This is a genomic window from Micromonospora sp. NPDC050187, assembly GCF_044459745.1.
Classification (GTDB): domain Bacteria; phylum Actinomycetota; class Actinomycetes; order Mycobacteriales; family Micromonosporaceae; genus Micromonospora.
Genome location: NZ_JBITJH010000040.1, coordinates 1 through 14,737 on the forward strand (window position 1 = coordinate 1; position 14,737 = coordinate 14,737).

Annotated in this window: 9 protein-coding genes; 8 read left to right on the plus strand and 1 reads right to left on the minus strand. The window is 67.9% G+C overall.

Annotated features, from left to right (window positions below):
• The first annotated feature begins 196 nt into the window (after window positions 1-196).
• From ACIBJE_RS30885 to ACIBJE_RS30920, 8 genes are all read left to right on the plus strand, one after another.
• Window positions 197-1,900, plus strand: a complete 1,704-nt coding sequence (locus tag ACIBJE_RS30885; RefSeq protein WP_396753805.1) for a cellulose binding domain-containing protein — start codon at window positions 197-199, stop codon at window positions 1,898-1,900.
• 183 nt (window positions 1,901-2,083) lie between these two features.
• Window positions 2,084-3,358, plus strand: coding sequence for a LacI family DNA-binding transcriptional regulator (locus ACIBJE_RS30890; protein WP_396753806.1), 1,275 nt, complete (start codon window positions 2,084-2,086; stop codon window positions 3,356-3,358).
• 414 nt (window positions 3,359-3,772) lie between these two features.
• Window positions 3,773-4,756: a LacI family DNA-binding transcriptional regulator gene (locus ACIBJE_RS30895; protein ID WP_396753807.1), complete on the plus strand. Its 984-nt coding sequence runs from the start codon at window positions 3,773-3,775 to the stop codon at window positions 4,754-4,756.
• Window positions 4,757-5,007: 251 nt separating this feature from the next.
• Window positions 5,008-6,360 (plus strand): hemolysin family protein, encoded by a 1,353-nt coding sequence (locus ACIBJE_RS30900; RefSeq protein WP_396753808.1) that lies wholly within the window; start codon window positions 5,008-5,010, stop codon window positions 6,358-6,360.
• The gene (locus ACIBJE_RS30905) at window positions 6,357-7,391 is read left to right on the plus strand and encodes a hemolysin family protein (protein ID WP_396753809.1); all 1,035 of its coding nucleotides are present in this window, start codon (window positions 6,357-6,359) and stop codon (window positions 7,389-7,391) included. The genes ACIBJE_RS30900 and ACIBJE_RS30905 overlap by 4 nt, the downstream gene beginning before the upstream one ends.
• A gap of 342 nt (window positions 7,392-7,733) precedes the next feature.
• Entirely contained in the window at window positions 7,734-8,849 is a 1,116-nt protein-coding gene (locus ACIBJE_RS30910; RefSeq protein WP_396753810.1) for a hypothetical protein, read from the plus strand.
• On the plus strand, window positions 8,846-10,024 hold the full coding sequence (locus ACIBJE_RS30915; RefSeq protein ID WP_396753811.1) for an ankyrin repeat domain-containing protein: 1,179 nt from the start codon (window positions 8,846-8,848) through the stop codon (window positions 10,022-10,024). Before ACIBJE_RS30910 ends, ACIBJE_RS30915 begins: the two co-directional genes overlap by 4 nt.
• 362 nt (window positions 10,025-10,386) lie before the next feature.
• On the plus strand, window positions 10,387-10,962 hold the full coding sequence (locus ACIBJE_RS30920) for a DinB family protein (RefSeq protein WP_396753812.1): 576 nt from the start codon (window positions 10,387-10,389) through the stop codon (window positions 10,960-10,962).
• A 729-nt stretch (window positions 10,963-11,691) separates the two neighbouring features.
• On the opposite strand, the gene ACIBJE_RS30925 is transcribed toward ACIBJE_RS30920, so the two are convergent.
• Window positions 11,692-14,598: a beta-N-acetylglucosaminidase domain-containing protein gene (locus ACIBJE_RS30925; protein WP_396753813.1), complete on the minus strand. Its 2,907-nt coding sequence runs from the start codon at window positions 14,596-14,598 to the stop codon at window positions 11,692-11,694.
• Window positions 14,599-14,737: the final 139 nt, after the last annotated feature.

A 14,737-nucleotide genomic window follows, 5' to 3' on the forward strand; every position in this document is an offset into this window, starting at 1 on the left:
GGGGGGGGGGGGGGGGGGGCGGGCCCCGGGGGGGGGGGGGGGGGGGGGGGGTCCCCCCCCCCCCCCCCCCCCCCCCGGGGGGCCGGGGGGGGGGGGGCCCCCCCCCCCCCCCCCCCCCGCCTCGGGGTTACGCAGAGAGCCCAGGTCTTCGATCCGCACCGGATGCCTCGGCCGCCACCTCACTCTAGGAGGAGTCTTGAGGGAACGCAGAGTCACCAACGTCGCCCTGATTTCGGCTGGCACCGTTCTTCTGGCATCGGCTGCAGTCGCCGTGGCGCTGCCGGCCGGGGCGGCGGCCGCCGGCTGCTCGGTGAACTACGCCGTGGCGTCGCAATGGCAGGGCGGCTTCGGTGCCAACGTCACCATCACCAATCTCGGTGACCCGGTCACAAGCTGGACGCTGGCCTGGTCCTACAGTGCCGGTCAGCGGGTCACGGAAGCCTGGAGCGCGACGGTTGCCCAGAGTGGCTCCGCGGTCACCGCGCGGAACGTCGACTACAACGGTGCCCTTCCGACCAACGGCACGACCTCGTTCGGCTTCAACGGCTCGTGGACGGGCAGCAACCCCGCGCCGACCAGCTTCGCGCTGAACGGGGTGACCTGTACCGGGAGCGCGGTGCCGACCACCCCGCCACCCACCACGCCGCCACCCACCACTCCGCCGCCCAACGCGGCAGCGGACATCACGGTGAACAGCGCCACCAGATACCAGACGATCGACGGGTTCGGGGCCGCGCAGTCGATCTGGGGTAGCGCCTGGTCGACGGCGGAGACGCAGACGCTGGTCGGGCTGGGCCCCAACCAGCTGGGTCTGTCGATCGTGCGTACCGGCCTCTCGCCGGTCTCCGGTGAGTGGCCGACCCACGTGAACGCTCTGAAGACGGCGAAGTCGTACGGGTCGGGGGTCAAGATCCTCGCGTCGCCGTGGACCGCGCCGGCGGCGTGGAAGACGAACAACAGCCGGATCAACGGCGGCAAGTTGAGGCCCGAGTACTACGACGACTATGCGAACCATCTGAACAGCTACGTCCAGTACATGCGTAACCAGGGGGTCGCGGTTGATGTCACCTCGGTGCAGAACGAGCCGGACTGGCACCCGGACTACGACTCGATGGACTGGAGCGGCACGGAGCTGCAGACGTTCGTACGTGACCAGGGTGCGAAGGTGCAGAACACCAAGCTCATGGTCGCCGAGGCGGTGAACCTGAACTACAGCTACACCGATCCGACCCTGAACGACCCGAGCGCCCGGAACAACATCGGCTACATCGGCGGCCACCTGTACGGCACGGAGGCGTCAGGCCGGCTGAAGCCCTACTCTCTGGCCGCCCAGCACAACAAGCCGGTATGGATGACCGAATGGAACTTCCACGAGGCCGACGGCAACGGCTCCGACATCTGGGGTAACCCCAGCAACCCGGCGGTCTGGAACGAGACACTCGACGACATCATGCGTACGGTCCACAAGTCGATGGAATCCAACTGGAGCGCCTACGTCTGGTGGTACGGCAAGCGCTACTACTCCTTCATCGGCGACGGGGAGGCGGCCTACGGCACCACCGCAGGGGTTCCGCTGAAGCGCGGGTACGCCTTCTCGCAGTACGCCAAGTACGTCCGCCCCGGCTACCAGCGGGTCGCCCTGACGAAGAGTTCCAAGGCCGCACCACTGGAGGTGACCGCATACCAGGGCGACGGCAAGATCACGCTGGTGATCCTCAATCGGTCGACCAGCGCGGTGAACAACGCCGTGATCCAGGTGCCGCAGAACGTCACGACGGCGGAGCACTACCTCACCTCGCAGAACGCCAATGCGGCCAGCCAGCCGACCAGCGTCAACGGAGGGCAGGTCAGCGTCAACGTCGGTGCACGCGGCATCTCCACGGTGGTCCTCACCCTCTGAGGTCTCACCGAGCCGCCGAATCGCGGTCGGGCGTGTGGGTGCGACTGATCACCTATCGTGGAGTAGTTCGTGGAGCTAAACCCGGGGCTGGCGCGGGGTAGGATTGGCTCCATGTCGACTGGCTCCAGACCTGGACGGCGAGCACGTGGCGAGATCGAAAGACTTCCCAGTGGATCCCTGCGTGTGCGGGTATACGCCGGCATCGATCCGGCGTCCAGGCGGCGGCGCTACCTGACCGAGACGGTGCCGGCGGGACCACGGGCCTTCGAAGAAGCCGAAACCGTCCGCAGCCGGCTTCTCGAGGCCGTGCGGAAGCCATCCGTTCCACAGGTTCGTGCGCCCGCCAGCGTGCCGGTGCGCAGTTCGGCGGCTTCCGACGACACGACGACGGCTTCGTCCGTCACCCCGATGGCGAGCGGGTTCCCGGATACCCCACATCGCGGGGGCCGGCGGGGACGGCCGACGCTGTCCATGATCGCGAGCCTGGCCGACGTGTCGGCACCGACAGTGTCGAAGGTGCTCAACGGACGCTCCGGGGTTGCCGCGGAGACCCGTTTCCGTATAGAGGCCCTGCTGCGGGATCACGGATACCGCCGACCAGAGCTGGGTACGCCGAGCGCCACCGTGGAGGTGGTCTTCTACGGGATGCAGAGCAACCTGGCGGTGGCGATTCTGCAGGGCGTGGAGCAGGTCGTCGGTGAGCAGCGACTCGCCGTCGGCTTCACCGACGCTCGCCGCCAGGTGTCGCAGGGGCGTTTCTGGTCCCGAGACCTGCTGGCCCGGCGCCCGACCGGGGTGATCGCGGTGCACCTCGGCTTCACCTCCGAACAGCACGCTCTGCTAGGAGCGAGCGGGATCCCGTTGGTGGTGCTGGATCCGACCGGGGAGCCGCCGCTCTCCATGGTTCCGTCGGTGACGTCGACCAACTGGAGCGGCGGATTCGAGGCTGCCCGGCACCTGCTCGACCTGGGACATCGCCGGATCGCCATCATCGCCGGGCCGACCGACCGCCTGTGCGCCAGAGCCCGGCTGGACGGTGCCAGGGCTGCGCTGGAGGCTGCCGGGACGAGGCTGGATCCACAACTGCTCCGTACCGGGCAGTGGTTCTCTTTCGACGAGGGTCTCAACCTCGGCCAGGAACTGCTGCGGTCTACGCCGGCACCGACGGCGGTGTTGTGCGGCAACGACCTGCAGGCTCTGGGGGTCTACGAGGCGGCCCGCCTGGCCGGCCGGCGCATTCCCCAGGATCTCAGCGTCGTGGGCTTCGACGACATCCCCTACACCCGATTGTGCGGTCCGCAGATGACGTCGGTGGCACAACCTCTGACGGAGATGGGTGCGGCTGCGGCCGAAATGGTCCTGACCATGGCCGCGAACCGGAGTCTGCCCCAGGCCCGCATCGAACTGGCGACGACCCTCATGGTCAGGGACAGCACCGCCGCCCCTCCGACGCGCTGACCGCGGCATTCTGGCCTGCGCCGCAGACCGCTGGGCGAGGCTCTCGGGGAAACCTGTCCTTGTCAGCGTTGACTTGTTTCTATAGCATCCGAATCGATCGATCACTTTTCCCGTCGTAACGTATGCCCGGGCAGGGAGGTGAGGACGAAAGCCACTCCACCGCTGTCGGCTCCCGTAGCGCTCTGCGATCCATGATGACGAATCTCACGGTACGCAGGCGGTTGCTGGTTGTATCGACGAGCACTTCAGGGCGACGCGCCGCGTAGACTCTCGCTGATCTAGCGATGTCCACGGCACGCTCGTCCGCGCCTTCGCGTCTTACGTCCCGCCAGGACGACGGACCAGGCTGCTCTTCGTCTACGGGCTGCGGGGCGGACGGAGAGGTGGGGTGCGATGACCGCGCGGGGTCCTGCGATGAGGGACGTGGCCCGCCTTGCCGGGGTGTCACACCAGACCGTATCCCGTGTTCTCAACGGGCACCCCCACGTACGCGAACAGACTCGGTTGCGGGTGCAGGCCGCGATCACGGAACTCGGTTACCGCCCGAACCGGGCGGCGCGGGCGTTGGTGACCGGACGGTCACAGGTTCTGGGTGTGGTGGCGCTCAACACCACCCTCTACGGCCCGGCGTCCCTGCTCTCCGCCTTCGAACTCGCTGCTGCTGAGGCCGGCTTCGCTGTCAGCGTGGGCAGTGTCCGCAACCTGGACCGCACCTCCATCACCGCCGTCGTCGAACGGCACCTGGCGCACCGGGTGGCGGGGCTCGTGGTGATCGCGCCCGTGGAGTCCGCCGACGAAGCCCTGGCCTGCCTGCCCACCGACATCCCCCTCGTCACCGTCGATGGTGATCCCCGCCGAGCCGTACCACTGGTCACCATCGACCAGGTGAAGGGTGGCCGGCTGGCCACGCAGCATCTGTTGGATGCAGGACACCAGACGGTGTGGCACGTCTCGGGCCCGGCCGATTGGTTCGACAGCGCCGGAAGGATCGCGGGATGGAGGCAGACGTTGCGGTCGGCCGGAGCGGAGGTGCCTCCCTTGCTGCAGGCGGACTGGTCTGCGGCCTCGGGGTACCGCTGCGGACAGATGCTGGCCCGGACGCCGGGCGTGACGGCGATTTTCACCGCTAACGACGACCTCGCCCTCGGCGTCCTGCACGCGCTGCACGAGTTCGGCCGGCGAGTTCCGGAGGAGGTCAGCGTGGTCGGCTTCGACGACGTCCCGGACGCCGCCTATTTCATCCCGCCGCTCACCACTGTTCGGCCGGACTTCGCCACCGTGGCGGAGGCAAGCCTCGCCCTGCTGCTTTCGCAGATCGAGTCCGGCGCCGATCACACCATGCGGCAGACCGTGTCCCCGACGTTGGTCAAGCGGGAGAGCGTCGCACCACCGCCTTGACAGTAACCGACTGAAGTACTCAGGGTGACGGCTGACGCGAGCGATTCCCAGTTCCGTACCGCCGAGCCGCGATCTCCGTCGTGAGGTGATGTCCTGTGGACCGGCAGCGGATCGCGGACGTTGCTGTTCAGCTTGCTCTCAGCGGGACGGGCTAGCCTCGGGCGTCTTATGAACGATCTTCCTGCCCATAGTCCCTGGCCTCTGGTCGTCGAGGCCGCCACCGTGGCGGCCCAACCGGCAGGGGCTAACCGATGAACGAGTGGATCCTGCTGGGGATCGGACTGCTGCTCACCGTCGGCACCGGTCTCTTCGTGGCCTCCGAGTTCGCCCTGGTCAACCTTGACCGGGGCGACCTGGAGGCGCGCCAGGCACGTGGTGAGCGGCGGCTGGGCCCGACGATCGCGGCGCTCAAGATCACGTCGACGCACCTGTCGAGCGCCCAGCTCGGTATCTCTCTGACCACCCTGCTCACCGGGTACACCTTCGAACCGGCGGTCAGCTCGTTGCTCGCCGACCCGCTTCAGGCCGCCGGTGTGCCGGAAACTGCGGTTCCTGCGGTCGGGGCGGTTGTCGGCATCCTTCTGGCGACGCTCTTCTCGATGGTGATCGGCGAACTCGTACCGAAGAACTTCGCGCTCGCGGTCCCCCGGCAGACGGCGAAGGTCGTGGTGCCGTTCCAGGCCCTGTTCACCACCGTCCTGAAACCCGTGATCGTGCTCTTCAACAACACCGCCAACGCGGTGATCCGCGCCTTCGGCATCGAACCGAAGGAGGAGTTGTCCGGCGCGCGCAGCGCCGAGGAGCTGAGTTCGCTGCTGCGGCACTCCGCCCGAGCCGGCGTCCTCGACCCGGAACATGCGACGCTGCTGGACCGCACGCTGCGCTTCTCCGACCGGGACGCCTCGGACGTCATGACCCCCCGGGTCCGGATGGCGGCGGTCGGCTCGGCCGCGACTGCCAGCGAGATCATCTCCCGGTCCGTGGCCACCGGCCTGTCGCGATTCCCGGTCATCGGCCGGGACATCGACGACCTCATCGGGGTGCTGCACGCGAAGCACGCCTTCGCCGTCCCGGCGGCTGAGCGGGACGACGTCTGCGCCCGTGACCTGATGGTCGAGCCGCTGCGGGTGCCCGAGACGATGGACCTCGACGTGCTGCTGCCCGCCCTGCGGAGTGGAGGACTGCAGTTCGCGGTCGTCTACGACGAGCACGGCGGTACCGCCGGCATCGTCACCCTCGAGGACCTGGTCGAGGAGATCATCGGTGACCTGGAAGACGAACACGACCGTGCCCGCACCGTCGTGCTCCGGCGCGGCGACACGATCGTGTTCGACGCCTCGCTCCGCCCCGACGAACTGTTCGAACGAACCAGGATCGCGGTCCCGGAGCACGACGACTACGACACGGTTGCCGGCTTCGTCACCGCTCGCCTCAACCGGTTCCCGAAGGTCGGCGACGAGGTGACGATCGAGGGCGGAATCCTGCGCGTGGAGCATCTCAACGGCGTTCAGGCCGTCCGACTGCGGTTCCTTCCCGCTGGGACACCGGATGAGGTCGGCACCGGGCATACCAACCCGGACCGGACGGAAGAGAAGATCCGATGAGCGAGTACCTGCCCGGCATCGTCTGGCTCGTGGTCCTGCTGGTGGTCAACGCGTTCTTCGTGGGCGCGGAGTTCGCGGTGATCTCCGCGCGGCGGTCCCAGATCGAGCCCAAGGCCCTGGCCGGAAGCCGGGCCGCCAAGACGACGCTGTGGGCGATGGAGCACGCCACCCTCATGCTGGCGACCAGCCAGCTCGGTATCACCGTCTGTTCACTGCTCATCCTGAACGTCTCCGAGCCGGCTATCCATCACCTGCTGGAGATCCCGCTCGCCAACACCCCGCTCTCACCCGAGGCGGTCACCGTCCTCGCCTTCGCCGTCGCGCTGGTGCTGGTGACCTTCCTGCACGTGGTGTTCGGCGAGATGGTTCCCAAGAACATCTCGTTCTCCGTACCGACCCGAGCAGCACTGATCCTCGCCCCGCCGCTGGTGGTCGTCGCCCGGATCTTCAAGCCGATCATCTGGAGCCTGAACGGAGTCGCCAACGGCATCCTCCGACTCTTCCGGGTGACACCCAAGGACGAGGCCACCAGCACCTACAACCTGGACGAGGTGGCAACCATCGTCAGGCAGTCGACCCGCGAGGGGGTGCTCATCGACGGTTCGGGGACCCTGACCGCAGCCTTCGAGTTCACCGCGAAGACCGTCGGCGACGTGGAGGTCCCCCTCGGAAACCTGGTCGTCCTACCGATGCACGTGACGCCGGCGGAGATCCAGCAGGCGGTAGCCGTCCACGGCTACTCCCGCTACCTGCTCACCGACAACGACGGACCCAGTGGGTACGTACACATCAAGGACGTCATGGACCTGACCGGCAACGCCTACACCGCTGCCGTTCCGGGTAAACGCATCCGCCAGCTCGCTGCCGTACACCGCAGCAGCGATCTCGAAGACGCCCTGGCCGCGCTCCGTCAGAGCGGCACCCACGTCGCCCAGGTCCTCGATGAGCGGGCAGAGGTAACCGGCGTCATCTTCCTCGAGGACATCATCGAGGAACTCGTCGGCGAGGTACAGGACGCAACCACCCGCTGATGACGAGCTTCTGGCCTGTTCGGGGGGCTGTACAGCCCCCCGAACAGGCCAAGAATGCTCAAGCCCCTACGTTGCCAGCTGGCTGAACTGGATCGAGGTCGAGTTCGCCGCCGTCCGCTACGTCGCCCTCAACGGCACCGACCGAGTTCAGGGCAGTAGTCAACGCACGCGCTGAGGCGCTACGCGAACAACGCGGATGCCAAGCCAACGTCCGGTGCGGCAACGGCCAGCGGACGCCCGGCGGGCCGGCGGTGCTCGACGTGGTGTGCGGTGCTTGCCTCGGCGGGTTCGGGCTGGCATCATCCGGGCCATGATCGAGAGAATCGAGTCCTCCGTCCGCCGGTGAGCGTGACGACCGAGCCTGGAGCGCTCGGCCCTGGGACCTCCCTGTTTGAACACGCACTGCGCCTGCACCAGCGCTGTCCGGACCTTCCTCTTCCGCGCGACGGTGAGCCGTATCCGGACGACGAATCCCATCGTCGGCGGCAGCGACGGCAGACCCGGCGGGATCAGCGGCTCACGGGTTCCGACGTGGCCGCCATCCTCGACGCGTACTTCGGCAGGGTCGAATCCGCACCGAGGGAACTCGTCGACGCGTTCCACGATGTCGACGTTCCGATCCATCACAACGAGCACATCGCTGCAGCGGCGCTGCGCGCGGACCGGCAGAGGGTGCGGCAGACCGGGCGATGGCTGGTGCGGCACAGCACTGATCGATGCGCGACCACTGTCGGGTTGGCGCTGCTCGCCACGGATTGGCAGGAAGACGACATCCCGCTGATCCAGACCATCGGTCTGCTGTCGAACCGGTTCGGGCCACTGGCCGCCGAGGCGCTGCGGCGCCGCCGCGGCGGCGTAGATGGGTTGTTGTGGCTGGCTCAGCGTGTTGCCGGTTGGGGGCGGGTCTACGTGATCGAGGCGCTCTGCCGAGGCGGTGCCTACGCCTCCCGTCAGTGGTTGCTACGCCATGCCTGTGACGGCGATGTCCTCAACGGCTACTTCGCGGGCCAGGTTGCCACCGCAGCCCATCTGCACGAAGCAATCATCGGAAGTGAAGCCGACGACGACCTGGTCGATCACACCGGCCGGCTACTGAAGATCATGGCTGGCTGCGGTGGTATGGGCATGACCCTCGAGCACTATCCGCCAGCGCCGATCGTCCTCGCCGCGCATGTCGCTCACCTCGGCCGGCAGGCACCGGCCGTGAACAGGTACGTGGACGCCGCGGTCATCGCTGACCATCTGACGCACAAGGCTCCGCAGCGATCTGGATGCACCACGGAACAGCGAGACCAGCTGGTGCGGCAGTACCTTGCGGTGCTCGACCGGCAGGACTGGTGTGACACGGCTCGCGCGGGTCTCGGCCCGGGCAGCGACTTCGTCGCCTGGTTCGCTGGCGATGTGGCAGCGCGCCTACGGCTGCGAGCGTTCGCCGACCTGACGGGTGACGATCGGTGAAACACGGTGCCGATCAGCGGCTGGTCGAGGCGGTGCAGGCCGGTGACGAGGCGGCCGTGGGGCAGGCGCTGGCCGATGGCGCCGACCCGAACGTCGTGGTCGGCCGGTTCCGGGGGTCGGTGCTGGTCGATGCGGCACGCGCTGGGCGGCGGGGAATCGTTGGCCGGTTGTTGGATGCTGGTGCCCACATCGGTCCCGCCGGTCCGTTCATGGTGTCGCCGCTGCGGGTCGCCGTGATCGAGGCGCACGCGGACGTGGTGCGGTTCCTGGTCGCTCGTGGGGCGCTGGCGGCGGAGCCCGCCACCAGGTCGAGTGTGCTGACTGAGGCCGTGTCGTATACCGCGTTCCGCCCGACGCCTCCGGCTCTTGCGACGCTCCGGGTCCTGCTGGACGCGGGGGCGGCCCCCGGTGCGAGTGAGGAGGCGCCTCTTGTCACCGCGGTGATGCAACCCGTCGCGCCGGTAGTGCTGCGTCTTCTCCTCGCCTACGGCGCGGACGCGAACCAGCAGCGTTCCGATGCGACCCCGGCGATCGTGGTGGCCGCCCGGCGTGGCGATCAGGCTGCGGTGGACGTGCTCCTGCAGGCCGGCGCCGACGTGGACGCCCGCGATGCGCGGGGGCGGACGGCGTTGATGCACGCGGTAGAACGCAACGAAAAGCGGGTCATCGCGGCCCTTCTACTGGGCGGTGCCGCCGTGGACGCCGTCAGCGCCGACGGCATGTCCGCGCTGCGACTGGCCCGAGGCTGGCAGCGCCAGAACGTCCAGTTCATGCTGGGGGAGCGCCACGTCGGCCTGGACGACGTGCCGATCACTCGTACCGTCGTGCGGGCCGTCCCGACCGGCGTCCGGCTCGCCGGCGACCCGCAGATGCTCCACCTGCTGGCGGACGCCATCGGCATCGCTCTCGACGACCTCGGTGACGACGAATGGAACACTCGGACGGGCACGGACGCCGACACGGTACGGGCCGTGGCCGTGCGGCTGCGCGACGAGATTGCCCCAGCGGTCGACGCATCCTGGCATCAGATGGAGGTCTCCGCAGACGAACTCGCAGCCGCGCGCTCGGCCTTGGTCGAACTCGCCTACGGCACCACACGCACCATGCCGACCGACACCAGCAGACTGGAGATCATCGACGTTCTTGAAGAGCTCAACCGGCAGCTCGGCCGGTAGGAGCTTCGGAACCTGACCGTGATCTCCTGATGCAGGAAGGTGTCGGCCCGGGCAGCTGAGGGTGTGGAGGAACAACTGCCCGCTTCCCCAACCACTGCGGAATCAATTTCCTAGGACGGTTTAGAGGGTGTGCGTCAGCATCGCAGCCCGCGCGCGGGAGAGCGTACGAAAGACAGCTGACGTAGATGGGTGCCCGCCGCTTGCGACTGCGGAGGTGATCCCGGTGCCCGCCCACCGGAGTCGTCTCTCCTCGGCCACATCTCATGGGCCGCTGCTACTGGCTAGGGCGGGTCCTGCCGATCATGAGCTCCGTGGATCGTCCGGGGCAGCGCCGACACCCAACCGAATGCCATAGTGCCGCGATGAAGGCAGACCTGCACAGTTACTTGAAGGGCGGCCGTGACGCGCTGCTATGGAAGCTCGATGGGCTCAGCGAATACGATATTCGGCGTCCGTTGACCCGGACCGCAACCAACCTGCTCGGTCTGGTGAAGCACTCGGCGGCCATGGAAGTCCTCTACTTCGGCGTCGTGTTCGGCCGACCGTTCGAGCAGGAGCTGCCGTACGTCGGCGACGGAGCGGAGACCAATGCCGACATGTGGGCGACCGCGGTTGAGACCCGCGAGGAGATCGTCGGACTGTACCGTCGCGCGATCGCCCACGCCGACACCACCGTTGAAGCCCTTGCACTGGATGAGGTCGGCCGCGTGCCGTGGTGGGGCGATGCAGCGGTCACGTTGCACCACGTCCTGGTCCACGTCATCGCGGAAACACAACGGCACGCTGGCCACGCTGACGTCGTGCGTGAACTCATCGACGGCGCGGCCGGGCTGCTGCCCAGGAACGACAACCTGCCCGCCGCCGACGAGTCATGGTGGCTGGACTACCGCCAGCGAGTGGAGCAGGCTGCCCTCGACGCCAGCAAACGCAGCAACTAACAGCAGGGGTACGTCAGGCCCATAAAAACCACTCCGGCACCGCAACAACAGGCCACCAGCAGCAGGATGATGACAAGACCGGTGGGGAAGAAACTGCTGAATAGATCATTGTCAGGCATCGGTACATGGTAATGAGCCAACAGCGCGACGGCCGGCGCGGCGGTGGGCGGTGGCCACCGGGTCGGGCGGAGGTCGCCGTCGCACATCAGCTGACGGATCACAGGCGACAGGGTGGCTGTCGGGCAGATCTCGCTCTGGGACAAGGGCGTGACCCTGATCGGTAGCGGATCACTTCTGGGCAGTTCGAGGTAGGGCTGCGGGAGGGGGCGCTTGCATGCTCCCTCCTCGGGTACCCGTGGTGCCCCGCGCCGCTCGGCGACGCCTGCTCCCGGTACCTGCACCCCGAACTACCTGACGCTAGCCCGGCGGTGGACCAGGCTATCTAACCGACCCGACGAGCACCCGGCCCCCTCAGGAGTCGGCCGCGCAGCGCGGTCAGGTCCTGGCGGATCTCCAGCGCTCCAGGTACCAGGGGTCCCCCGGGTCGCGGGGGCGACGTCCGGGGGTCGTGCGGGGGTCGGGTGGTGTGGTCAGTCGGCCCCGGCGCCCGCCATCGCGGGGTCAGCCTCGATCACCCGGGCGAATCCCTCGCCGTGCAGGGCGGCCAGGGCGGCATGGGTCCGGCCGTGCTGGTCAACGACGACGACGGCGGCGGCCGACAACAGCCCGTCAGCGAAGGAAAAGGGTTCCCTGCCACCCTGGGCCGTGTGCTGCCGTCGTCGGGAACATCAATCCGCTGGCGAATCGGCCCGAGTTCATGTTCGTGACGAGCCTGCCGGCACCGTTGATCGAGACCAGGTCGGCGCGACCGTCCCCGTTCAGGTCGGTCGGGTTGGGCAGCATGGTGGCGTGCCAACCCTGGCCCACAGAAGCTCGGGGTCCCAAGCTGACACGTCCGTTGATGACGCCCTGGTTGCGGAAGGCGGCAAGCGTCCCGTCCGCCAGGACACCGAGTACATCCGCAGCTCCGTCGCCGTCGAGATCGACGACGTGCACGGCCAGGTGACCGGTCCAGCCCTCACCGACCCGTTGACCGGCGGCGAACATTCCGCCGGTGAAGCTGCCGGTGTTCAGGTAGTGCCAGAGCGATCCATCGGACTTGATGGACACCAGGTCGGCTCTTCCATCACCCGTGAGATCACCGACGATGGGAAGCTCGGTGGCGCTCCACCCCTGACCGACCTGGACGGCCGGACCCCAGGTGACGGTGCCGTTGTTCATGCCGGTGTTACGGAACGCCTTGAGCGTGCCATCCGGAAACACTCCCAGAAGGTCGGCGCGTCCGTCGTCATCGAGGTCGGTCAGGCGTACCGTCCGCATCCCCTGCCAGCCGCTGCCGACCTGGACGCCTGCCGCGAACATGCCACCCGTGAAGGACCCGGTGTTCCTGAACTGCACCAAGGCTCCGCTGCTGGTCACTGTCAGCAGGTCCGCGAGTCGGTCACCGTCGAGATCACCGACGATGGGCAGCTGCGTGGCCGACCACTCGTACCCGACCGTCTGGGTGGCGCCCAGCTCCGGCCAGTTCATCGTGGTGCGCAGGTTCTCGTACGCGTTCAGCGTGCCGTTCGCCATGACAGCCAGCACGTCGGAGCGCCCGTCTCCGCTCAGATCCACGCTGTCGACGCCCCGGCGCAGCGCAGAGGTCACCAGCGGGTGGAGCACGCCGTGCGCCACCGACTCGGGGTGGGAGGCGATGGCGGGCAGGAGGTCACGAATCTCCCGGCGCAGGTTGTTCGCCACGGTGGTCTGTCCGGCGCGCTCGGCGGTCAGGAGATCCACGGCGCGAGTCGCGGCGTCCACGAGGCGAACTGTCTGCTGCAACCAAGGTCCCGCCTCGGTCGTCAGGCTGGTGTTCATGGTCTGCAGGTCGGTACTGGCCGCCTTGAGGGCAGCGAGCCTCTGTTTGAGTGCGGCGGCGGCATTGTCCACCCCGCTCCCGGTACGGAGGGCGTTGCGGAAGCTCCTGATGGCGTCGGCCAGGGCCACCGAGTCGGTGTGGTCGATGACGGACGAACGGTTGACCTCGGCGAAGGTCCGCAGCTGGCTGGCCATCGGGCCGCCCAGGGTGTCGATGGCGCGGGACCAGGAGTTTTCTGGCTGGTAGTGCCCCGGATTCCAGGCGAAGTCGGCGGCGGTGAGCAGGGGCAGTTGGGAGGGGCCCTGCTGGGTCATCTCGTTGAACAGGATTCCTGGAGCAGCGGAGAGCGCAGCCTCGCGCCCGACCAGCGGGCCCATCTGGAGCCGGTCCCAGACCTGGTCATTGATCGGGAAGTTGTCCCAGATGGCGAGGCGGTGCCGGGGGAACGCCAACTGCGCGTCGTCGAGGTTCTTCCGGCTGATGCTCGGCGACAGCACCTCGGGACCGGTCCAGTACACGCCCACGGCGGTGTCGAGCCGAGTGTCGAACTCGGTGCGGTAGCTGCTGACCGCCATCCCGGCGTACTCGCTGCTGACCGTGTACAGCTGCCCCATGCCTGCGCGGGCTCGGACGAAGTTCGTCTGGACGAAATTCGTGACGTCGGCCTGCGCCCGGGCCCATGCCGTGACCCCGGTTCCGTACGTTCGGCCGTCGTCGACGCAGGAGAACGGCCGCGTCGGGGAGACGTCGTCCCAGGCGATGACGAAGTGCCTGACCCCGATCTGGTACATCTGGTCGAGCCGGGAGAGGAGGGTGTTGCGCTCCGTGGCGGAGGAGTGGCAGATGCCGCTGGCCTGGTCCAGCGGCATCTCGGGTGAGATCCGGTAGACGAACGCGACATGCAGTCTGTTGGCCTTGGTGACGACTTCTCGCAGGTCGCCGAGTTCCGCGGCCGTGTACGGGGTGCGCCAGTTGTTGCTTCCGCTACCGCCCGTCCGCGGGTCGGCAGCGGGCCCGTAGAAGAAGCGGTTCATCTTGTTCCGGGCGAGGACCTCCACCTGTTCCAGCCGGTCGGCCGTCGTCCACCGGGCCACCCCTGGGGGTGGGGGGTTGGCCGAGTCCATCCCACCGCGGAATGCGAAGGCTGGCCAGTCCTTGATCGTGACCCGCGCGATCTCCGTTCCGGAGGAATCCGACGTCAGGAGCTGTCTCAGGGTCTGTGCGGCGTAGAAGGTGCCCACCTTCTGGCCGCCGGAGAGCACGACCCGCTGCCTGCCGGCAGAGTCCGTACCGGTGGCCAGCAGATAACCCTGATCCGGCAGGGTGCTCGGCGCTGTGACACCGATCGCGTGCAGGGCCGCCGCGCTGGCGGGCGTCTCCTGCGCTCCTCCGACGTAGACGGTCGTTCCGGTGCCGGGATCGGTGCCGGTGACAGTGACGCTCGTGTTGTGCGCGGTGAAGGCAGCCACCACGGCGTCGACGGCCGGTTGGTCCGCGGCCGCGCCACGAACAACTGTCAAGACGGTCGGCAGGTCGAGCGGGGTCCCGGTGACGGACAACTCCCGTGGCTGGGGACTGAGAGGCGGGGTGGCTGCAGTGCCACTGGCCGTGGACGGTGAGCCCACCAGCGCGACCGCACCGAGAAGTGAGGCGAGCGCGCAGCCGGCCACTGGGCGTGAGAAGTGCCAGCGTCCCCGACGGTAGCTGCTTCGCATGGGCGTACTCCTGGCACTTGAGAATCATGACTGGAGCCGTTGGCACCTGGCGACTCAGGAAGATACTGGGCTAGACCAGGTGGTATCGTCAATGGCTGCGGCCGACCCGGCAATCATGATCTTGAGTCGGCGATCCGTG